Annotated in this window: 20 protein-coding genes and 1 pseudogene; 9 read left to right on the top strand and 12 right to left on the bottom strand. The window is 74.6% G+C overall.

Annotated features, from left to right (window positions below; all coding sequences use genetic code 11):
- Positions 1–46 precede the first annotated feature (46 nt).
- The 3 genes from J2S46_RS10415 to J2S46_RS10405 all read right to left on the bottom strand — a co-directional run bounded on the left by J2S46_RS10415 (position 47) and on the right by J2S46_RS10405 (position 3,068).
- Positions 47–1,600 (bottom strand): PLL family lectin, encoded by a 1,554-nt coding sequence (locus J2S46_RS10415; protein ID WP_191290478.1) that lies wholly within the window; start codon positions 1,598–1,600, stop codon positions 47–49.
- A 247-nt stretch (positions 1,601–1,847) separates the two neighbouring features.
- Entirely contained in the window at positions 1,848–2,330 is a 483-nt protein-coding gene (locus J2S46_RS10410; RefSeq protein WP_191290479.1) for a peroxiredoxin, read from the bottom strand.
- Between the two features lie 384 nt (positions 2,331–2,714).
- A complete protein-coding gene (locus J2S46_RS10405; RefSeq protein WP_191290480.1) occupies positions 2,715–3,068 on the bottom strand; it encodes a winged helix-turn-helix transcriptional regulator in 354 nt (117 codons plus the stop codon).
- Positions 3,069–3,353: 285 nt separating this feature from the next.
- Here J2S46_RS10405 and J2S46_RS10400 point away from each other — a divergent pair, with 285 nt between their 5' ends.
- Both J2S46_RS10400 and J2S46_RS10395 read left to right on the top strand, forming a co-directional pair.
- Entirely contained in the window at positions 3,354–4,013 is a 660-nt protein-coding gene (locus tag J2S46_RS10400; protein WP_191290545.1) for an NADPH-dependent F420 reductase, read from the top strand.
- A 92-nt stretch (positions 4,014–4,105) separates the two neighbouring features.
- Positions 4,106–4,441 carry a YnfA family protein gene (locus J2S46_RS10395; protein WP_191290481.1) on the top strand — a complete coding sequence of 112 codons (336 nt, stop codon included), beginning with the start codon at positions 4,106–4,108 and terminating at the stop codon, positions 4,439–4,441.
- A 33-nt stretch (positions 4,442–4,474) separates the two neighbouring features.
- Here the strand turns inward: J2S46_RS10395 and J2S46_RS10390 are convergent, their stop codons facing one another.
- Positions 4,475–5,686 carry a pyridoxal phosphate-dependent aminotransferase gene (locus tag J2S46_RS10390; protein WP_073922174.1) on the bottom strand — a complete coding sequence of 404 codons (1,212 nt, stop codon included), beginning with the start codon at positions 5,684–5,686 and terminating at the stop codon, positions 4,475–4,477.
- A 95-nt stretch (positions 5,687–5,781) separates the two neighbouring features.
- On the opposite strand from J2S46_RS10390, the pseudogene J2S46_RS10385 reads away from it, so the two are divergent.
- A pseudogene (locus J2S46_RS10385) lies at positions 5,782–6,171 on the top strand (winged helix-turn-helix transcriptional regulator); the annotation flags it as partial.
- A 58-nt stretch (positions 6,172–6,229) separates the two neighbouring features.
- Here the strand turns inward: J2S46_RS10385 and J2S46_RS10380 are convergent.
- On the bottom strand, positions 6,230–7,279 hold the full coding sequence (locus J2S46_RS10380) for a helix-turn-helix domain-containing protein (RefSeq protein ID WP_191290483.1): 1,050 nt from the start codon (positions 7,277–7,279) through the stop codon (positions 6,230–6,232).
- A 134-nt stretch (positions 7,280–7,413) separates the two neighbouring features.
- The gene (locus tag J2S46_RS10375; RefSeq protein WP_191290546.1) at positions 7,414–7,788 is read right to left on the bottom strand and encodes a cupin domain-containing protein; all 375 of its coding nucleotides are present in this window, start codon (positions 7,786–7,788) and stop codon (positions 7,414–7,416) included.
- A gap of 103 nt (positions 7,789–7,891) precedes the next feature.
- Between J2S46_RS10375 and J2S46_RS10370 the strand changes: the two genes are divergently transcribed.
- From J2S46_RS10370 to J2S46_RS10360, 3 genes are all read left to right on the top strand, one after another.
- Positions 7,892–8,338 carry a MarR family winged helix-turn-helix transcriptional regulator gene (locus tag J2S46_RS10370; protein WP_191290484.1) on the top strand — a complete coding sequence of 149 codons (447 nt, stop codon included), beginning with the start codon at positions 7,892–7,894 and terminating at the stop codon, positions 8,336–8,338.
- A 142-nt stretch (positions 8,339–8,480) separates the two neighbouring features.
- Positions 8,481–9,410, top strand: coding sequence for an SGNH/GDSL hydrolase family protein (locus J2S46_RS10365; RefSeq protein WP_191290485.1), 930 nt, complete (start codon positions 8,481–8,483; stop codon positions 9,408–9,410).
- A gap of 178 nt (positions 9,411–9,588) precedes the next feature.
- Complete coding sequence (locus J2S46_RS10360; RefSeq protein WP_191290486.1) at positions 9,589–10,647, top strand: hypothetical protein; 1,059 nt, start codon at positions 9,589–9,591, stop codon at positions 10,645–10,647.
- Positions 10,648–10,790: 143 nt separating this feature from the next.
- Here J2S46_RS10360 and J2S46_RS10355 read toward each other — a convergent pair whose 3' ends face one another.
- Entirely contained in the window at positions 10,791–11,735 is a 945-nt protein-coding gene (locus tag J2S46_RS10355) for an alpha/beta hydrolase (RefSeq protein ID WP_229912798.1), read from the bottom strand.
- A 578-nt stretch (positions 11,736–12,313) separates the two neighbouring features.
- Between J2S46_RS10355 and J2S46_RS10350 the strand changes: the two genes are divergently transcribed.
- A complete protein-coding gene (locus J2S46_RS10350; RefSeq protein WP_229912799.1) occupies positions 12,314–14,284 on the top strand; it encodes a glycosyl hydrolase family 28-related protein in 1,971 nt (656 codons plus the stop codon).
- 260 nt (positions 14,285–14,544) lie between these two features.
- Positions 14,545–15,663: a hypothetical protein gene (locus tag J2S46_RS10345; protein ID WP_191290489.1), complete on the top strand. Its 1,119-nt coding sequence runs from the start codon at positions 14,545–14,547 to the stop codon at positions 15,661–15,663.
- A 135-nt stretch (positions 15,664–15,798) separates the two neighbouring features.
- Here J2S46_RS10345 and J2S46_RS10340 read toward each other — a convergent pair whose 3' ends face one another.
- From J2S46_RS10340 to J2S46_RS10325, 4 genes are all read right to left on the bottom strand, one after another.
- Complete coding sequence (locus J2S46_RS10340) at positions 15,799–16,605, bottom strand: SDR family NAD(P)-dependent oxidoreductase (protein ID WP_191290547.1); 807 nt, start codon at positions 16,603–16,605, stop codon at positions 15,799–15,801.
- Positions 16,606–16,743: 138 nt separating this feature from the next.
- Positions 16,744–17,301, bottom strand: a complete 558-nt coding sequence (locus J2S46_RS10335; RefSeq protein ID WP_191290490.1) for a DinB family protein — start codon at positions 17,299–17,301, stop codon at positions 16,744–16,746.
- Between the two features lie 281 nt (positions 17,302–17,582).
- Positions 17,583–17,870, bottom strand: a complete 288-nt coding sequence (locus J2S46_RS10330; protein WP_191290491.1) for a hypothetical protein — start codon at positions 17,868–17,870, stop codon at positions 17,583–17,585.
- 191 nt (positions 17,871–18,061) lie between these two features.
- A complete protein-coding gene (locus J2S46_RS10325; RefSeq protein ID WP_191290548.1) occupies positions 18,062–18,583 on the bottom strand; it encodes a putative immunity protein in 522 nt (173 codons plus the stop codon).
- Positions 18,584–18,887: 304 nt separating this feature from the next.
- Here J2S46_RS10325 and J2S46_RS10320 point away from each other — a divergent pair, with 304 nt between their 5' ends.
- Positions 18,888–19,661, top strand: a complete 774-nt coding sequence (locus J2S46_RS10320) for a dienelactone hydrolase family protein (RefSeq protein WP_191290492.1) — start codon at positions 18,888–18,890, stop codon at positions 19,659–19,661.
- 93 nt (positions 19,662–19,754) lie between these two features.
- Here J2S46_RS10320 and J2S46_RS10315 read toward each other — a convergent pair whose 3' ends face one another.
- Entirely contained in the window at positions 19,755–20,180 is a 426-nt protein-coding gene (locus tag J2S46_RS10315) for a serine integrase family protein (RefSeq protein ID WP_191290493.1), read from the bottom strand.
- Between the last annotated feature and the right edge of the window lie 667 nt (positions 20,181–20,847).

The raw sequence follows: 20,847 nt of genomic DNA, 5'->3' as shown, positions 1-20,847 counted from the left end.
GCCCGGTCCCCGTGCAGCGGGGAGGCCGGGCACCGGGGCAGTGGGATCAGAGGCGGTACCAGCTGCGGAAGTCGGCGCCGGGTGCGGGCTGGTCGACGGCCCAGGTGGTGCCGGAGGTGTCGGTGGCCGTGACGATCATCGAGCCGTTGGCGGCGAGGGCGACGCGCGGGTCGCCGGAGAAGACGGGGCTGTTGCTGCCGAGGTAGGCGCCGGTGCTGAAGCCGGAGGTGGGGCCGCTCTGTCCGAAGAGCGCGATGTGGCCGTCGGTGGTGCGGGCGACGATGTTGACGGTGCCGTTGGCGCCGGGGGAGAGCACCAGGCTGGTCGCGCCGGAGAGTCCGCCGAAGAGGCTGACCTTGTACCAGTAGCGGAAGTCGCCGCCGGTCGGGGCCTGGTCGGTGGCCCAGACGTCGCCGTTGACGTCGACCGCCGCGACGATCAGGCCGCCGCCCGCCGACACGGTGACGGCGGGGTCGCCCGCGAAGTAGGGCGATCCGGAGGGGAGCGCCGGGCCGGCGCTCAGGGGCGAGCCCGGGCCGGTCTCGGCGAAGGCCTTGAGGTGGCCGTCCACGGAGCGTGCGAGCACCTGGACGGTGCCGCCTGCGGCAGGTGACAGGACGGCGCTCACGGCGCCGGTGACCCCGGTGCCGACCGTTGCCCAGGACCCGAAATCGCCGCCGGGGGACGACTGCCGGGCGACTTTCAGGTTGCCGATGGTGTCGACGGCCGCGACGACGATCGTCCCGTCGGCGGCCAGAACGACCGCCGGATCACCGGAGAAGGTGTCGTACAGCCCTCCCATCGTGAATCCCGTGCCGAACGACGAAGTCGGCCCGGACTGCGCGTAATCGGTCATGCGGTAGTCGCTGTCGCGCACGAAGGCGTGCACGGTGCCACCGGCCGCCGGGGAGAGAACGGTCGCCGGGGTGCCGCGGTGACCGGTGGAGCCGACCTGGTACCAGGACCGGAAACCCGAGCTGGGGCTCGACTGGTTGGTGGCCCGGAGACTGCCGTCTCCGTTGTTCCGGACAGCGACGAGGGTGTCGTTGGCGGCCCTGGTGAGCGAGGTGACGGGTACTTGGGCGGTGGTGTTCGGGGCGGTCACGATCTGGACGCCGGCCGATGTGGTGTTCCCCGCCTTGTCGAAGGCCTGGACGGTCAGGGTGTTCGTCGGCCAGAGGACCGGGACGACGCTCACGACGGCGGCCCCGTCCGGTCCGGCCGCGGCCCAGTAGCCGCCGCACCCGGACCGGTTCGGCAACGGGCTGTTGACGCTGTAGCAGAAGCCGGCCAGACCCTGGTCGTCACTGGAGGTGAACCTGATCCGGCGGGTGACGCCCGCGGGGACGTCTCCGACCTCCAGGCTGTGCCCGTCCCAGGAGGTGACCGTGGGCGTGGTGGGCGGGAAGACGTCCGCCGGGAGCGCCGCCGTTCCTGCGGAACCGGCGCTCGCGAAGGACGCCTGGGCGGGTATCAGGACGGCGCCGGCGGCGAGCAGCACCGCGACGCCTGACCCGATGCGGCGGCGGGTCCGCGGCGGGCGCGCGGCTGCGTGGAGGATCGGCGTCGCGGACGCCCGGCCCGTCAGGAAAAGGGACATGTAGGAATTCCTCCCAGGAATCGGCACCGACGGCACGATGTGCCGAGCAGTTCGGACGCTATCAAGGAGGAGTGACTGGACATCAGTGGATTTCTCCGCCGCCGGTACGGCCGAGCCGGTCCCGGTCCGGGGGAGCGGTTCGGCGGCGGCTTCGGGCGGCGCCACGCGGAATTCGTCCATCCCGACGGGCGCGGCCGCTCGCGCTCCGGCGGGTTGGCCGCCCGGGCCGGCGGCGCCGCCCGCCCGGTCAGCCCTTCAGGGCCGCCAACTGCGCGGTGAGGGTGTCGCTGTGCTGGAAGGTCAGGCCGGCCAGGGCGACGTGCTTCCAGCGGACGGTGCCGTCGCCGTCCAGGATGAAGACCGAACGGCGCAGGCCGAGGCCGGGGACGGCGATGCCGTAGGCGCGGGCGATGGCGCGGTCGGTGTCGGCGAGCAGGGGGAAGGCCAGCTGGTGCTTGCGGGCGAAGCGCTCGTGGCTGTCGAGGTCCTGCGGGCTGATGCCCCAGACGGTGGCGCCGAGGTCCTTGAAGCGGTCCAGGTCCGAGGTGTAGGAGCAGAGCTGCTTGGTGCAGACGGTGGTGTCGTCGCCGGGGTAGAAGACCAGGACGAGCGGGTTGCCCTTGGCCTCGGTGAGGCGGTAGTCGCGGCGTTCGGCGATGTCCTCGTCGAGCAGGACGCCGGGCAGGGTGAACTCGGGGGCTCGGCTGCCGGGCTCGGGGGGCTTGGGCATGAGGGTGGGCCTTCCGGGGGAGTGGGGACGTTCGGGGAAGGTGGTGCGAGGGTGTCGCGGCGACGGAGGTGGGGCCGCCGGTCGCCTCCTCGCACCTTACGCCGCAGGTGCGGGGTGCCCTTCGTCCGAGTGGTCCCCTGTGCGGGCCGGGGTCGGCGGGCGACGCCGGCCCGGTGCGGGGCCGTCGGCCCGGGGCGGCGGCGGGTGCGTCCCGGGCCCGCCAACGGGGTTGCCCGCGTGCTGTCCGGCCGGTGCCGGCCGCCGGTCGGGGCCCCGGTGCTGATCCGCGCGGTGGCGGCGGGTCGCCCGGGCGGGTGACGGCTTCCGGGTGGACGGCTGCGGGCCGCCCCTCGGGCCGGTAGCTTCCCGGCGGGCACCCGGCAGCTACCCGGTGGCGTCCCCGGCGCGGGCGGACCGGATCTCGTCGAGGTGGGTCTCCGCCCAGCGGCAGAGCTCGGCCAGCAGCGGGGAGAGGGTGTCGCCGAGCGGGGTGAGCGAGTACTCGACGTGCGGCGGCACCACGGGGAAGGACACCCGGCGGACGATGCCGTCGGCCTCCAGGCTCCGGAGCGTCTGGGTGAGCATCTTCTGGCTGACCCCGCCGATCGCCCGCTGCAGTTCGGCGTGGCGCAGGGTGCGGCCGCGCAGGGCGTAGAGGACCAGGGCGCTCCACCGGTCGGCGATCAGGCCGAGCACCTCGCGGGACCCGCACCGGGGGTCGAACACGTCGGGTTCCATCGCTCTCCCCCGGGACAGGCACCGAAAAGTACGTACTTCCGCCCCGGACGGTACCGCCCTACGGTCACCCGCAGCACCTGTCGGGGAGCGGCAGAGGCCCGGAGGCCGAAGCGCGGACGCCGAGGCCCGGAGGCCCGGCGCCGGAATCCGGCGACGATCCGGGAGCAAGATCGGGAAGTGCCTGCCGGCGGCGCCGCCGACCGGGATGATCGGTCCGACGCCGCGGCCGCCGAACTCGCGGCCTCCGCACGATGATGGCGCATGGACACGAAGGAGAGCAGGCAGATGAAGATCGCGGTACTGGGCACCGGAGAGGTCGGCCGTCGGCTGGCCGGCAAGCTGGTCTCGCTCGGCCACCAGGTCACCCTCGGCTCCCGTACGGCGGACAACGCCGAGGCGAAGCAGTGGGCCGCGGACAACGGCGGCGCGCACGGCACCTTCGCGGACGCCGCCGCGGCCGGGGAGCTGGTGGTGAACGCCACCGGCGGCCTGGTCTCGATGGCCGTGCTGGAGGCCGCGGGCGCGGACAACCTGCGCGGCAAGGTGCTGGTCGACGTGTCCAACGCCCTCGACTTCTCCGCGGGCTTCCCGCCCAGCGTCGTCACGCCGGACGGCGGCAGCCTCGCGGAGCAGTTGCAGAAGGCCTTCCCGGAGACCCGGGTCGTCAAGACGCTGAACACGATGAACAACAGCGTGATGGTCGATCCCGGTCTGGTCCCGGGCCACCACAACGTGTTCGTCAGCGGCGACGACGCGGGTGCCAAGGCCGAGGTCTCGGCGATCCTGGAGTCCTTCGGCTGGGCTCCGGACCGGATCGTCGACCTGGGGGACCTGTCGAGTGCCCGCGCCACCGAGCTGCTGATGCCGCTCTGGCTCCGGCTGTACGGGGTGCTCGGCCCGGTGGACTTCAACTTCTCGGTGGTCACCGCGCCGCCCGTGGAGTGACCCCTCGGCCGGTGCCGGTGCCGGTGCCGGTGCCGGTGCGGGTGCCGGTAGTGGTGCCGGGCACCGGCCGCGGGCCGTCGTAGGGTCGGGGCATGACCGTGCTGCGCTCCGCCCTGCTGTTCGTCCTCGCCGCCGTGCTGGAGATCGGTGGTGCCTGGCTGGTCTGGCAGGGCGTGCGGGAGCACCGGGGGTGGGCCTGGGCCGGCGCGGGCGTGGTCGCGCTCGGGGCGTACGGCTTCGTCGCCACCCTCCAGCAGGATGCGAACTTCGGCCGGATCCTGGCGGCGTACGGAGGGGTGTTCGTGGCCGGTTCGCTGGCGTGGGCGATGGCGCTGGACGGCTACCGGCCGGACCGCTACGACGTGCTCGGCGCGCTGGTCTGCCTGGTCGGCGTGGTGGTCATCATGTACGCCCCGCGCGGCAATTGAGGCCCGCGGGGCGTCCGGTCCGGGTCCGGCCGCTCACTGCCGGTACGTCGTCAGGAAGCGGCCGATCCGGCTGATGGCCGTCTCCAGGTCGTCGGCCCGCGGGAGGGTGACGAAGCGGAAGTGGTCGGGGCGGGGCCAGTTGAAGCCGGTGCCCTGGACGATGTGGATCTTCTCGCGGAGCAGCAGGTCCAGGACGAACTTCTCGTCGTCGACGATCTTGTGCACGGCCGGGTCGAGCTTGGCGAAGGCGTAGAGCGCGCCCTTGGGCTTGACGCAGCTGACGCCGGGGATGTCGTTGAGGGCCCGCCAGGCGACGTCCCGCTGCTCGGCGAGCCGGCCCGTCGGCAGCACCAGGTCGTTGATGGACTGGTGGCCGCCCAGCGCCGCCTGCACGGCGTACTGGGCCGGGACGTTGGGGCACAGGCGCATGCCGGCCAGCATGGTCAGGCCCTCCAGGTAGTCCTTGGCCCGGGCCTTGGGGCCGGAGACGACCAGCCATCCGCTGCGGAAGCCCGCCACCCGGTAGGACTTGGAGAGGCCGTTGAAGGTGAGGGTGACCACGTCGTCGGCGAGGGCGGCCAGGCAGTGGTGCTCGGTGCCGTCGTAGAGGATCTTGTCGTAGATCTCGTCGGCGAGGACCATCAGGTTGTGCCGCCGGGCCAGGTCGAGGATGCCCTCCAGCAGTTCCTTCGGGTAGACGGCGCCCGTCGGGTTGTTGGGGTTGATGACGACGATGGCCTTGGTGCGGTGGGAGATCTTGGCGGCGATGTCGTCCAGGTCGGGGTACCAGTCGGCCTCCTCGTCGCAGAGGTAGTGCACGGCCTTGCCGCCGGCGAGCCGCACCACGGCCGTCCAGAGCGGGAAGTCGGGGGCCGGGACGAGCACCTCGTCGCCGTCGTCCACCAGGGCCTGCACGGACATCTGGATCAGCTCGGAGACGCCGTTGCCGAGGTAGACGTCGTCGACCGTGACCCCGGCGACGCCGCGCTGCTGGTAGTACTGCACCACGGCGCGCCGGGCCGGCAGGATGCCGCGGGAGTCGCTGTAGCCGTGGGCGTTCGGCAGGTTGCGGACGATGTCCTGGATGATCTCCTCGGGCGCCTCGAAGCCGAAGGTCGCGGGGTTGCCGGTGTTCAGCCGCAGGACGCTGTGCCCGGCCTCCTCCAGCGCGTTCGCCTGGTCGACCACCGGCCCGCGGATCTCGTAGCAGACATCCTTGAGCTTGCTGGACTGGCGGAACTCCATCAGCGGCCTCCCGACCCTCACCCTCACCAACCTGGTCGCTTTGTTCTACCAAGTAACCACTTGGAAAGTCCAACCTTTTGGCTATGCTGATCCCCATGTCACGCCGAAGCTACGACCAGTACTGCGCCGTCGCCCGCGCCCTGGACGCGGTGGGGGAGCGCTGGAGCCTTCTGATCGTCCGTGAACTCCTCGGCGGCCCGCGCCGCTACACCGACCTGCACGCCGACCTGCCCGGCGTCTCCACCGACATCCTCGCCGCCCGCCTCAAGCAGCTGGAGGCCGACGGTCTCGTCCTGCGCCGCAAACTCGAACGGCCCGCCAACGCCGTGGTGTACGAGCTGACCGAGCGCGGCACCGCGCTGCGCCCGGTCGTCCTCGCGCTCGGTGAGTGGGGCGCCGACCTGCTCGGTGAGCAGCGTCCGACCGATGCCGTCCGGGAGCACTGGTTCGGCTCGCCGGCGGCGGTGCGGGGCGCCGCGGTGGGCGGCTGAGCACCGGCCGGACCGGGTTCGGGCGGGGGCCCGGCCCGAACGACCGGCGTCGTCAGGCGTACCGCACGGAGGACTTGAGCGCGACGGCCAGCCAGGTGTGGGCCGACCCCATGTCCGGCTCGCCGTCGGCCCGCAACTCGGCCGCCAGCGACCAGTAGCGCTCCATCCTGAGGTCGCGCCGCCCCGCCGTACGGTCGGCCAGCCCGCGCCGGAAGCCGGCCGAGTCGGTGGTGCGTTCGGCCGCCGCGTGGGCCTGGACGAAGCAGTCCAGCGCCCCGCCGGCGGCGGGCGGCCGGCCGGCCCGCAACTCCTGCCCGGCCAGTGCGTACGCCTCGCCGAGCCCTTCGTACATCTTCACCGCGTCGCACCCCGGCCCGGGGCCGGTGAGGTCCCGGATGGACGCGGCGGCGGCCCGGTCCGAGGCGAGCGCGTGCAGCCGGGCGTAGGCCAGGGCCTGCTGCGGGGTCGGGTCGGCGGGCAGTTCGGGGACGGCCGACCCGACGATCGCGGACATCAGCCGGGGCGGCAGCCGGACCGGCAGGATCCGGCGCCAGAACGCGGCCAGCACGTCCGGGCCGGGCGGGCTGTCCAGGGCCTCTCCGAGCAGCTCCAGGCCCTCCGGGCCGGCGAGCTCGAAGGCCGCCAGGGCGGCCTCCCGCCAGCGTAGTTCGGCCATCTGGCGACGGGTCTCCTCGCGCTGGCGGGCCAGTGCCCCGGCCAGCTCGGCCTCGCCGTGCAGGATCTCGGCGACCGCCGGCAGGGCCAGGCCCAGCGCCCGCAGCCGGCGGACGGTCCGCAGTCGCTCCAACGCCCCGGCCCCGTACCGGCGGTGGCCGCCGGGGCTGCGGCCGGCCTCCGGGAGCAGCCCGGAGTCGGAGTAGAACCGGACGGTCTTGACGCTGACCCCGGCCGTCTCGGCCAGCTCGCCGATGCTGTACCCGGCAGGCCGGTCCGTGGCCTCGGGGCTCGCCGTGGCGTCGGGGCCGGCCGCGGCGTCGGGCGCGGGCTGGTGGTTGAGGACGGCCGCGGGGGTGGGCGCCGCGGACGCGGTGGCCGTCCGCCCGGACGGCGACGGCGGTTCCCGCCACGACGGTGCGTTCATCCGGACCTCCCCCTTGCGTACGGATCTCCAGCATGCCGCAGATCCGGTGTTCGGGGGCGCTCGGGGGGCGGTCGGCGCAGCCGGGTGGCGGCGCCCGGCCCGGATCGGCGGCGAGGGCCGCCGGGGCCTGGCTCTCAGGCGGCCCACGGCGGGGTGAGCACCGAGCCGTCGGGGAGGGTGGCGGTGAGTCCGATGCTGGTGGTGACCCAGGCCTGGGCCGGCCGGTCGGCGGGGTTGTCGACCTTCAGGACGGTGCCGGCCGGGACGATCGCGGTGTCGCCGGGCAGTACCGTGCGCTCCTCCTCGTCGAGGGTGATCCGCAGGGAGCCGCCGAGCAGCAGCAGGATCTCCTCGCGGCCGACGGTGTGCGGCACACCCGCGCTGCCGGCCGGGACGTCCAGCCGCCAGGCGCACAGTTCGGTGCTGCCGGAGGCGGTGGACGCGTAGGAGGTGAAGCGGGCGCCGTGGATCTCGTGGACGGTGGCGGCGTCGGCGGGGACGAAGGGCATGGCGGGTTCCTCTTCCGGCTGGTCGGGAAAAGTGGTCAAGCTGATTGACTATATGGTCAATCAGCTTGACTATCCTGTCAAGCGCTCTGGCAGACTCCTTGCCATGACCGAGAACGCCGACAGCTCCCTCGTCCCGCTGATCCTCGGCCTGGCCACCGACCTCGTGCAGGCCGTCGACGCCGGCGTCCGGGCCCGTGGCTTCGACGACATCCGACCCGCGCACGGTTTCGCCTTCGTCCGCCTCGCCCCGGACGGCGCAGGCGTCGGCGAGATCGCCGCGCACCTGGGCGTGACCAAGCAGGCGGCCAGCCAGCTGGTCGACGAGCTCACCCGCAAGGGCTACGTCGAGCGCCGGCCGCACCCGACCGACGCCCGGGCCAGGCTCGTCGTCCTCACCGAACGCGGCTGGGCCTGCACCCGCGCCGCCGACGAGGCCGCCGCCGACGCCGTCCGCCCCTGGGCCCGACTGCTCGGCGAGCAACGGATCCGGGAACTGCGCGAGGACCTCGCCCGGCTCGGCCCGTCCGGGCGGATCCGCCCGGTCTGGTGACCGGCGCCGGGGGCCGGCGTCGGCGGCCGGCCGCTCCCGCCGGGCCGCCCGGCGACCGGGCAAGGGCCGGAGCCCGTACGGGTTACGGACGGGTAGGGGCAGTCGCGGCCGACCCGACCGGTGCGCGTACGATCGTCGCGCCATGGAGAACTCAGCCACTTCCAGCGTGTCCCGCGGTTCCGACCGCCCCGACCGCTACGCCAGCTTCAGCAGCTACGTCGCCGTCGGGGACTCCTTCACCGAGGGCATGTGCGACGACGTGCTCCCGAGCGGCCGCTACCGCGGCTGGGCCGACCGGGTGGCCGCCCGGCTGGCCGCGGAGCAGCCCGACGGCGCGGGCTTCCGGTACGCCAACTTCGCCGTCCGCGGCAAGCTGATCGGCCAGATCCACGACGAGCAGATCGGTGAGGCGGCCGGTCTGCGCGGCGAGCTGGTCACCCTGGCCGGCGGTCTGAACGACGTCCTGCGGCCCGGCTGCGACGTCGACCGGGTGGAGGAGCTGCTCGGCAGGTCCGCCGCCGCACTGCTCGACTCCGGCGCCGTCGTCGTCCTCTTCACCAGCACCGACCCGACCCGCCGGCTGGGCGGCAGCGCCCGGCTGCTGGCCCCGATCCTGCGGATGAAGGCTTTCGTGGAGCGGCTCGCCGCCGATCCCAGGGTGGTCGTCGTCGACCTGTTCTCCGCCCCCTGCTTCGACGACCGGCGGCTCTGGGCGGAGGACCGTCTCCACCTCTCGCCGGAGGGCCACCGCCGGGTGGCCGAAGCCGTGCTGGAGGCCCTCGGCCGCCCGGCCACGTTCGACTGGCGGGCGCCGCTGCCGCCCGCCGCACCCCTCGGCCGGGTCGCGAAGCTCCGTTCGGACCTGCGCTGGCTCGGCGCCCACCTGGGCCCGTGGATCGGCCGCCGCCTCGCCGGCCGGTCCTCCGGCGACGGAATGGCGGGCGCGCACTTCCGCCCCGAGCTGGGCCGGGTCGTCCCCACCGTGATCACCTGGCTGGGGATGCCGGCGGCGGGCGAGCGTCCCTGGGCGGAGGACCTGCCGCACGGCGCGGCCCGAGCCGAGGGGCGCTGAAGCAAGGGACGGAGCCCGCGGGCGAGGGCGGCCCCCGGGCCGGTCACGGCCGGACGTACCGCGCCGTTCACCCGCGGGCATCACCCGGCGGCCTGCCGCGCGCAACCTGTAGAGTCGCTCGGCATCGGACAGCGCGCACCCTGGGGGGACAGTGCCGGACGGCCTGCTCGTGCACCTCGTGGATCAGTTCGTCACCCGCCGGGAGCAGGTGGCGACCGCGGGGCTGTACTACCTCGCCCGGGAGTACCCGCCGGTGCGGGAGGTGCTGGGCGCGCTGTCGGCCGTGGACCCGGCCGACCGGGACCGCCTGCTGTACCGCCCCGAGGCCGTCGTCGCGGACGCGCAGGGGCGCCCCGACATCGTCGGTGAGCACGGCGGTGAGCGCTGGGTGGTGGTCGAGGGGAAGTTCTGGGCCGGGCTCACCGACGCGCAGCCCTGCGGCTACCTGCGCGGGGTGACCGAGGGCGGCGTGGTGCTGTTCCTCTGCCCGAGCTCCCGGATCGAGCGGCTCTGCGCGGAGCTGGCCGAGCGGGTGCGCCAGGAGGGCCTGGGCTACGACGAGTTCACCGCGGACGGCACCGGGCTGCAGGTCATGACGACCAGCGGCAGACGGCACCTGGTGGTGACCTCCTGGCCGGTGCTGCTGCGGCGGATCCGCGCGGCCGGAGCCGGTCACCTCCCCCAGCTGGACTTCGAGGTGGAGCAGTTGGAGGGGCTGGTGGGGCGCTTGGAGAAGGAACTGGTGGAGTGGTCGCGCGCCGAACTCGAGCAGGGCGTCACCCGCGACACCTTCCGCAAGGCCGTCACCACCGCCGAGCTGCTCTTCGAGGGCATGGACCGGGACGCCCGCACCAGCCGGACGGGCAACCCCAAGTGGGTGGACCGCGAGGGGGTGTACTTCCGTGCCCGGTACATGGTCGGCGGGCTGCACCTCTACGTCGGCTACGAGCCGGAGAAGTGGTCCCCGGACTTCCCGACCCCGCTCACCTTCGGGATCTGGAGCCCGGACGTCCCGCCGGAGCTGAAGCGGCCCCTGCACCGTGCGTACTCCGGTCTGGCGGCCCGGCTCTGGGCCGGGTCCGACTTCCCCGGGCCCGGGTTCACGCCGGCCCACGAGACCGCCAACTGGTGGTGGGGGCCGATACCGGTGGCCGCCGACCGTCCGGCGGACGAGACCAGGGCCCGCCTGACGGAGGGCCTGGACGAGTTGCTGGGGACGCTCGACGCCCTGCGCTGAGCGGTGCGGCGGTGCGGCGGTGCGGCGGTGCGGCGGGGCGCCCACCGGGCCCCGGCGCGGCCCTCGCCGGACGGGGACCGGTGGAGGAGGCCCGTCGGACGGGGCCGGGTGGACGGGGCCGGGTGGACGGCGCCGGGCGGGGCTCAGCGGGCGAGGATCCGCCGGAGCCAGCGGGTACGGGCCTCGTGGGCGTCCCGGCTGAGGGCGGCCCGCGGCGCGAGCGTGTCGAAGCCGTGGAAGGCGCCCGGCCAGACGTGCAGTTCGGCCTCGCCGCCGGCCCGCCAGATCGCGTCGGCGTAGGCCACGCCCTCGTCCCGGAAGGTCTCGGTGGAACCGACCTCGATGTAGGCCGGGGGCAGGCCCGACAGGTCCGTGGCGCGGGCGGCGGCCGCGTACGGCGACAGGTCGGCGGCGCCGTACCGGTCGCCCAGCAGGGCCTGCCAGGCGGTGGCGTTGGAAGTCCGGTCCCAGGTGTCGAGTCCGGCCATCTGCCGGCCGGAGAAGGTGCGGTCTCGGTCGTCGAGCATGGGACTGAGGAGCAGCTGGCCCATCGGGGCCGGGCCGCCGCGGTCGCGCGCCAGCAGGGCGAGTGCCGCGGCGAGTCCGCCGCCGGCGCTCTTCCCGCCGAGGACGACGCGGCCGGGGTCGAGGCCGAGCGCGGCCGCCCGCCCGGTCACCCGGACGAGGCCGGCGTAGCAGTCCTCCACCGGTTCCAGGTACCGCGCCCGTGGTGCCAGCCGGTACTCGGCGGAGACGACGGCGAGGCCCAGCGGGAGGGCCCATTCGCGCAGCAGCCGGGGCAGCACCGACCACGCGTTGCCCATGATCATTCCGCCGCCGTGCAGGTAGTGCAGGACGGGCAGCGGCACGGCGGCCCCGGCCGGCCGGGCGACGACCAGGGTGACCTCCGTGCCGCCCTGGCCGACCGGCGCGCGCAGCTCCTCCACCTCGAACCGGCCGTCGGCCCGTAGCTCCCGCAGGGTCGGCCTGGGGCGGGCGGTGGCGTCCCGCCGCTGCGCCGCCGGGAGGCCCGCCGGGGTGACCGGCCCCCGGGCCGTCGCCCCCGCCGCGGTCAGTGCGGCGGCCAGCTCCGGGTCGAAGGGCGGCGCGGCGGCCGACTCCGGTTCGGAGGGCGGCGCCTGGCGGGCCGTCGGGGCGCGCTCCTGCTCCGGTGGCCTGCCGTCGACGTCCAAGTCCCGTCCCCCCTTGCCCCGGGAGCCCGGCGGCGTCCCGACCGGGACAGCTTGCCAGCCCGGCCGGGCGGTCCGCGAGTGCCGGGTGGGCCCGGGTCGGGGTGGTGCGTCCGCGGGCCCGCGCAGTGGCGTCCGGGGGGTCGTTCGTCCGCGGGTGTTCCGCAACGAGCGATGCCCAGGAATGCAAAAACCCACGATCCTGACGAAGTTTGATGGCACAGCTTTGCAAGTCTTTGGCAGAAGGCTTGTGGAGTGCGGCGTGCGCGCCCTACTGTCGCCTCACCCTCAAGGCGTTCGCGGGTGCCGCGCAGCGTCTCCAGGCACCCGCCCTCCCGAGAGAAACGAGCAGTGCGATGTCACGGAACGTCACAGGAACCGAAGCGAGACGGCCCGCCCGGCGGCCGGGCGGCAACGGCGCCGCAGGGGCCGCGGTCGCGGCGGTGACCGCGGCGACCGTCGGTCTCGGCGTCCTGATGACCGGCCCGGCCTTCGCCGCCGGGGCGGGCCCGGCCGCGACGGGCGGCGCCCAGGCGCCGGTGGTGACCCGCGCCGGCCTGGACCCCTCGCTCGTCGCGGGCCGCGGAGCGAGTGTCGGCTTCGCCGAGCAGGAGGCGGAGAACGCGGCGACCAACGGTTCGGTGATCGGCCCGGACCGCACCGCGTACACCCTGCCGGCGGAGGCCTCCGGCCGTAAGGCGGTCAAGCTGACGCCGGGCCAGTACGTCGAGTTCACCCTGCCGAGCGCGGCCAACGCGCTCACCGTCCGGTACAGCATCCCGGACGCGCCGGGCGGCGGCGGCATCACCGCGCCGCTGGACGTCACCGTGAACGGCAAGAACCGCACCACGGCGACCCTCACCTCGCAGTACTCCTGGCTCTACAACCAGTACCCGTTCAGCAACGACCCGGGCGCCGGCCTGCTGCACCCCGACTGGTGGATCACCGAGTGCGGCTGCGTGCCCGCCGCCACCAACCCGGCCCCCGAGATCGCCAAGCCGTTCCGGCCGAACCACTTCTACGACGAGCAGCGCCTGCTGCTCGGCCAGAAGTACCGCGCGGGCGACAAGGTCCGGCTGACCGTCCCGGCGGGCAGCAACGCCGCGTGGACCGTCATCGACCTGGTCGACACCGAGCTGGTCGGCCTGCCGCACGTCGACCTGCTGGCGGCCGACGTGCTGGCGTTCGGCGCCGACCCGACCGGCCGGCGGGACTCCGCTGACGCGATCGACCGCGCGATCGCCTTCGCCCAGCGCAAGCACCTCAAGGTCTACATCCCGCCGGGCACCTACCAGGTGAACCGTCACATCGTCGTGGACGACGTGACGATCGAGGGCGCCGGCAGCTGGTACACGATCATCAAGGGCCACCAGGTCGACCTGGCCACCCCGGCGCCCGACGGGTCGGTCCACACCGGCGTCGGCTTCTACGGCAAGGACGCGGCGGCCGGCGGCAGCAGGAACGTCCACCTGTCCGGCTTCGCGATCGAGGGCGACGTCCGCGAGCGGATCGACACCGACCAGGTGAACGGCATCGGCGGGGCGCTCAGCGACTCCACCATCGACGGCCTGTACATCCACCACACCAAGGTGGGCCTCTGGTTCGACGGGCCGATGAAGAACCTGCGGATCACCCGCAACGTGATCGCCGACCAGATCGCCGACGGCCTCAACTTCCACACCGGCGTGACCGGTTCGCTGGTGCAGAACAACTTCGTCCGCAACTCCGGCGACGACGGCCTGGCCATGTGGTCCGAGAAGATCGCCGACGCGAACAACACCTTCGACCACAACACCGTCCAGACGCCGGTGCTGGCCAACGGCATCGCGATCTACGGCGGCACCGACAACACCGTCTCCGGCAACCTGATCGCCGACCCGGTCCGTGAGGGCAGCGCGATCCACGTCGGCTCCCGCTTCGGCGCCGAGGCCTTCACCGGGCGGCTGTCCATCACCGACAACACCACCGTCCGAGCGGGCACCTACGAGCTGAACTGGAACATCGGCCTCGGCGCGATCTGGTTCTCGGCCCTGGAGAAGAGCATCGACGCGGACATCCGGGTGACGGGTGACAACTTCCTCGACAACACCTACAACGCGATCATGCTGGTCGCCGACTGGCCGGTGAAGGACCAGTACTCCATCACCAACGTCCACTTCAAGGACATCAAGGTCGACGGCACCGGCACCTCGGTGGTCAGCGCCCGCGCGGCCGGCTCCGCGACCTTCGAGAACGTGGACGCCCGCAACGTCGGCGCGGTCGGCGTGAACAACTGCGGGACCTTCCACTTCACCCCCGCCGGTTCGGAGTTCGCGCTGAACGACCTCGGCGGCAACGACGGTGGCGGCACCACCGGCCCCTGGCTGGCCGGCTGGGAGCTGCCGAACACCATCACCTGCGACGACCGCCCGCCGGTGGTGGCGCCGCCGGCGCCGTCCGCCTGGTGAACCGCGGACGGTGACGCCCGCCCGGTGAGCCGGACGGTGGCCCCGGCCGGAACCGCAGCACGTGCCGTACCGCACCGCCACCGCGCGGCGCGGTACGGCACGGCCGCGTGCGCCCTGGCCGCGGCCGGCGGGTCGTCGACAGGTATCCTCCGACCGGCCCGGCCGCAGGGGTCGTCCCGCCCGGCCGCGCCCCTGCCCGCGACCGCGACCGGGACCGGGGCCGCTGATCCGCTGTCGGGAGTGCCCTCTAAGCTGCGCGGATGGTGTTCGACCGAATCAGTTTCCACCGCCCCGGCCGCAAGCCGATCCAGCCTGCTCGGCCGGCCCTGGCGGCCGAGTTCTCCCGCCTGGAGGCGGCCGTCGCCGCCGAGGACTCCGCGGCCTTCGAGGCCGCCTGCCGGGACCTCCAGCAGGCGATCGGCCGTGCCGAGCCCGCCGAACTCGGCGCGGCCGGGCCGAGGCTGGCGGCGATGCTGGCCACCGTGCCGCCGTGGCCGCGCGCGTACCTGGCCGTGATGACGGGTGCCTGCGTGGAGAACGGCGCCGATCCGGTCGCCTGCTCGGGGCCGATCCTGGCCGGCGTACGGGAGGCGCTGGAGGGGGCGCTCCGGTTCGCCGAGGCCTGGGAACGGGCAGCCGGCGAGGATGAGTTGCCGGAGCCGGAGGACGGCGCCGACCCGGACGTCGCGACCGAGCTGCTGCTCGACGGGGCGGACCCGGACGCGCCGGAGGCCCGGGAGGTCCGCCGTGCGGTCACCGCCTGGTGGACCCTGCACCTCTGGGAGATGGCCGCGGTGGCGGTGCTCTCGCACGCCGCCGTCCGCGGGGCCGCTGCCCGGTCCGGCACGACCGCCGACCTGCTGGCCCTCGCCGACCGATACGCCGAGGCCCACCACGAACTCAGGTGCCTGACCTACGCGGCGGCGACGCTCGACGAGGAGCCGCTGCTGGTGCTCGACCGGCCGTCCGGCACCGGATACCTGATGCGGATGAGCGGGGTGGTGGACAACTTCCAGCTGCACACCCTGCTGGCGCACGTCCTGATCGCCGGGCGGCACCTCGCGGGCGAGGCGCCGGAGCCGGCCGCGGTGGAGGCCTGCCGGGCCGCCGACCTGCCGCCGGAGCGGCGTCCGCACACCACGGGCTCGTTCAACCTGCTCGCCCCGGACGGCTCGTGGATCTGGAACGAGGGCACGCCGAGCGACATCCCGGTGGTGGACGGCGTCCGCACGCTCGTCCTGGACCCGCCGCCGTACCGGCGGAGCTGGCCGGCCGGCCGGTTCATCCCGGGCATCCCGGGCGACCTGGTGCTGGTCCGGGTGCTGACGGCCGCGGAGAGCGCCGCGGCGCTGGCGAAGGCGTCCCCGTCGGCGCGCTGACGGGGGGCGGCCCGCGACGGCCGCCGCGCGCGCCCGTCCCGTACCGGCATCGCCACCGCGGCCACCCTGGTCGGCCGGCTCCGCCCGTGGCCGAAGGGAGGGGGCCGGCCGGGCACGTGGTCGCCCGGGCCGGCCTCAGCGGCGCGGGCCGAGGTGGACGTCGAACGCGACCGTGCCGGGGTCGACGGCGGTGATGCCGCCGTCCACGGTGAGTACGGCGCCGTTGACGAGGCTCGACGCGGGCGAGAGCAGCCATCCGACGGCCTCGGCGACCTCGCGCGGTTCGCCGGGGCGGTGGACGGGTGTCAGGCCGGTCGCCTCCCGGTAGGCCTGCTCGGTGCCGCCGGGCAGCGCCTCCTCCTCGGCGAACCGGGCCATCCGGCGGTCGGCCATCTCGGTGCGGACCCAGCTCGGGCAGACGATGTTCGCGCGCAGCCCGCGGTGGCCGTAGTCGACCGCGAGGGAGCGGCAGAGCTGCAGCAGGGCGGCCTTGGAGGTGGCGTAGGCGGCGTTGCCGGTGCCGTTGCGCAGGGCGGAGACCGAGGCGACCGCGACCACCGCACCCCGGGACTCCAACAGGTGGGGCAGGGCGGCCTTCTGGAGCAGGAAGGGGCCGGTGACGTTGATCCGCATGACGGCCTCCCAGTCCTCCACCGAGAGGTCGCCGACGGCTCCGCCGCGTCCGATCCCGGCGTTGAGGACCAGCCCGTCCAGCCGTCCGAACCGGGCCACGGTGGACGCCACCAGGTCCGTCACGTCGGCGGGGTCGGCGGTGTCGGAGGGGTGGGCCACCGCGCCGGTCTCCTCGGCGACCAGGCGCAGCGGCTCGGGGCGCCGGCCGGAGACGACCACCTGGTGGCCCTGGGCGCGGAGCAGCCGGGCGGTGGCCGCGCCGATGCCCGTGCCGCCGCCGGTGACGATGACAACTCGCTGGTCGGACATGGGGTTCGAATCTCCGGTGCAGGCCTGGACGGACGATTCGATCATAGGCGCATGACGCTCCGTCAGCGGTGCCGGGTGCCGGGTGCTGGGTGCCGGGTGTCGGGTGTCGGGAGTCCGGTGCCGGCCCGCTCGCGGGCCTCAGATGCCGATCGCCCCGTCGATCCGCTCCCGGAGCAGGTCGGCGTGTCCGTTGTGCCGGGCGTACTCCTCGATCATGTGGATGAGCACCCAGCGCAGGGACACCGGCCCTCGCCAGGGGTTCACGCCGCCGATGTCCAGGTCGGGCGCGGCGGCGACGAACTCCTCGGCGAACGCCACCTCTTCGCGCCAGGCCTGCCAGGCTTCGGTGACGAGTGCCGGGTCGGGCGCGGCCCCGTCGAAGTCCTGGTCGGGGGCGGCCGGCGAGGAGAAGCGGGGTGGCGCGTCCTGCCCGGCCAGGGTCTGCCGGAACCAGCCGCGTTCCATGTCGGCGAGGTGCCGGACGAGTCCGAGCAGCGAGAGGGTGGAGGGTTCCACCGCCCGCCGGGCCAGTTGGCCGTCCAGGCCGGCGCACTTGAGTTCCAGGGTGGCCCGCTGGGCGCGCAGGAAGTCGAGCAGCATGGTGCGTTCGTCGACGGTGGCGGAGGTGCTGAAGCGGGCCTCCGACCGGGCGTCGGGGAAGAGTTCGGCGCGTCTGGAGACGGGGAGGGTGGCCATGGCGGCCATTGTGCCCCCGCCCCCGACCCCGCGCCCCGGGTTTCCGCGACGCGGGGACGCCGGTGGGCTCGGCCGCTCGGGCGGGTGGTTGGTGCCGGCGGCGGGCATGGCGCCCCGGCCGGGAGGCCGTTCACGGCCGCGCCGATGCGGCTGCTCCTCCCGTGGCCGGTGCGGCCCTCGCCCTCGCGGGTGAGTGAGCAGCACGGCTCGGCCAGGCCGGTGGCGAGCTTCTTCGACCGGGCGTACGGGGCGGCCGGCCCGGACTCGACCCGTCGCCCGGCCTACCGTCGGGCCCCGCCCGGCCGCGCCAGGGCCAGCCGGACCAGCGCCACGATCGCGCCCGGGGCCAGCAGGGCGGCGGTGAGCAGGGGCACCTGCCACCAGTTCTGGCCGTCGCTCGTCCAGCGGGCCCGCTGGGACGCGTCCTGGGCGTAGAAGAACATGATCACGACGGCGAGTGCCGAGAGCCCCACCAGGAGGCCCAGGAACAGCCGGCGCACCGGCCCGTGGCCCATCGGGAGCAGCGCGAGGACCAGCCAGAAGACCGGTACCAGCAGGGACACGCTCATCGGAGCCTCGTATTCTCTTGGCGTGCCGGGGTGTTGACGCTCAGACGGAGGTGTCCGGTGTCGGTGTACCCACGGCGGACACCGGCCATGCCGTCGCGTCCCGCCCACCCGGGCCGGTACCCCGCTGCTCGCACCCCGCTGCCCGCCCGGCCTGCGGCCCCGGCCCCGCCCGGGCGGCGGCCGCGCCGCCGTCAGTCGCGGAGGGCCGCGTCCAGCCGGTGGCGCAGCAGCTCAGCCCGGCTGCGGCCGGGGCCGCAGGCCGGCAGTTGCGCCAGGACGCCGCGGACGGCCGCCGGGGCGTGCTCGACCGCCCGGCTGATCTCCCGGTCGCCGACTGCGGTGTCGCCGCCGGCCGCGAGTTCGCTCGCGCGGGCGGTCTGCACCGCCGGGGCGAGCGCGTGGTTCGACTGGTGCGGGGTGGCCAGCGGGTGGATGTACGGGGTCGCCGCCGCGTAGCCGGCGGCCCGGGCGGCGGCGGTGGCGGCCGGCTCTCCGGCCTCGCGGGCGGCCGCCAGGGCCGCGTAGGCGAGGGGGCGCAGGGGGCCGCGCGGGATCTCGCCGCGTGCGTAGCGGCGGATGCCCTCGACGGCCTCGCGGGGGCGGGTGTCGGCGGGGGCCTTCGCCTCGAACAGGGGCAGTACCCGCTCGGCGCAGTCGGCGGCCCATGCGCCGAGCTGCCGCCGGTCCTCTTCGCTGATGGTCACCTGGTCCATGTCCACCCGGACATCCTGCCTGCCCCGGCCGCTCCCTGTCGCCGCTCTGCCGCTCTGCCGCCCTGTCCCCGCCCCGCCGCCCGCCCGGCCGCGTGTCCCCGGCGTCATCGCCGTCCGGCCGGGCCGGGCGAACGGCAGGCCGAGGCCGAGGATGACGGCGCGGGGCAGCCGGCTGCCGTCGAGCAGCGTTGCACGGCCAGGCCGCGCAACGTGTCGCCGGTGACGCCACGGACCGTCAGAGGTGTGACAGAGTCGTGGAGTTGTTCCCGTGACCACTGTTGCGCGCGTTGTACGAGGGGGAGTCATGACTCACGAGATCGTCGCCCGGGACGTCGCGATCGAGGCCGGCGCCGAGGCCCCGATGACCGCCTACCTGGCCCGGCCGGCGGTGCCGGCCGGTGCCGGCGGGTACCCGGCCGTGCTGGTCGGGTCGGAGCTGTGGGGGCTGACGGAGCAGGTGCGCGGCGTCGTGCGGCAGGTGGCGGCGCTCGGGTACGTGGCGATCGCGCCCAACCTTTACCACCGCTCGGGGGCGGAGACCGCCGGCGGGCTGGTGGAGAGCGACGAGAACCGGGCGCGGGGTTTCGAACTGCTCGGGCGGCTGACCCGGGACGGGGTGGAGGCCGATCTGCGGGCGGCGCTCGCTCACGTCCGGGAGGCGGAGGGGGCCGGCGGGAGGGCCGGGGTGCTCGGGTTCAGCCTCGGCGGGCACATCGCCTACTTCGCGGCCGGGCGGCTGGACCTCGCGGCGGCGGCGATCTTCTACCCGGGGTGGCTGCCCGACGCGGGCACGGCGCTGAGCCGCCCGGACCCGCTGCTGGACGCGGTGACCGATGCCCTCGCGGCGCGGGACGTCCGGGTGCTGATGCTCTTCGCGGAGCTGGACCACGTGATCGACGCGGAGCAGCGGGACCGGATCGGCGCCGCGCTGGCGGCCGCGGGGGTGCGGCACGAGCTGGTGGTGTACCCGGGGGCGCGGCACGCGTTCTTCTTCCCGGGCCGGGAGCCGTACGACAAGGCGGCCGCCGAGGCTTCCTGGCTGCGGGTGCGGGAGCTGTTCGCGGCCGAGCTGGGGTAGCGGGCCCGCCGGGCGGACGCCGTCCGGGCAGACGTCGGCCGGGGTGCGGATGCTCCGCACCCCGGTACCCGCGGTGTTCTCCTGCGGGGTCGGTCAGGGCCGCGCCTGGTACGGCAGCCGGGGCGCCGGGTCGGTGGCTTCGATGATGCTGACCCCGCGGGGCCGCGGTGTCCGCGGGCTGTTGTCACGGCGGGGCAGTTCGATGACCTTGGTGCCGGCGCCGGCGAGGAAGTCGGCGACGGAGTCGGCGGTGCGCTCGTCGAGCGAGAAGACCCAGCGGCCGGGGACCAGAACGGTGTCGATGAGTTCGACGGAGGCCAGCGAGAGCAGCAGCCGCAGTTGGGGCTGGACGCCCCGGCAGGAGACTCCGTTGTCCAGGAACTGTCGTGGGGTGCCCAGACCGAGCCGGCGGGCGTGGTCCTCCAGCGCTTGCGCGTGGGCCTGCATCTGCCAGTCGTCGTACGGGTAGCAGCGCAGGTACGCCGCGGTTCTGACCCGGCTGGTGGGTTTGATCGTCATCGTCGCTCCTCGTCGAGCGGGCTGGTCCCAGGTGGTGGCCCAGTGGTGACCTCCTCTGGTGTCGGCAGGGATTCCGGTCGGCTGCCGCAGGGCGTGCTGTCACGAGGAGGCGATGGGTGCGCGGGCCCGGCGGGGCTGCGCGGGGGAGTGGTCCGGGCCGGTGCGGGGTGGCCGCCGGCACGGCGGTGTGCGCGGGCCGGACGCTGACGAGGGGAGCCGCGGTCGGCGGCGGGGTCGGCGGCGCTGGGCGGGGCGTCCGGGTGGGGGACGTCTCGCCGACGGGGTCGGCCTCGGGGGAGGGACGCGGGCCGGCCGGTGTCGGCCATGTCCGTAAACCTCCCGGTTCGCGTCTCATGGTGACCCAGGCCGTCCGTGCATGTCTAGACCAACTTTCCTCAAGATCGGCTACTGCCCGTAACCGGAACGGGGTGGCCGGCGGCCGGTCGGGACGCCCCGTGACCGTTCGGTCACGGGCGTGGCGGATGCCGTCCGCCTTCGGATCGACCCGGGCCACCCCCAGGCTCGAAGGCGTGCCGGAACAGCGGCGGCCTGGGCACGCTGTTCGGCCCGGTGTCCTGGGCCGACCGCGCGAGCCGGCTGAGGCCGACCTCGACCGCGCACGGCTCGCCGGACTCCGGCCGCACCCGGGGCTCCCCGTACGCCGTGG

The sequence above is a fragment of the Kitasatospora herbaricolor genome, assembly GCF_030813695.1.
GTDB classification, from domain to species: domain Bacteria; phylum Actinomycetota; class Actinomycetes; order Streptomycetales; family Streptomycetaceae; genus Kitasatospora; species Kitasatospora herbaricolor.
Note: the sequence above shows the minus strand (reverse complement) of the source record. Positions and strands in the feature narration are given on the sequence as shown.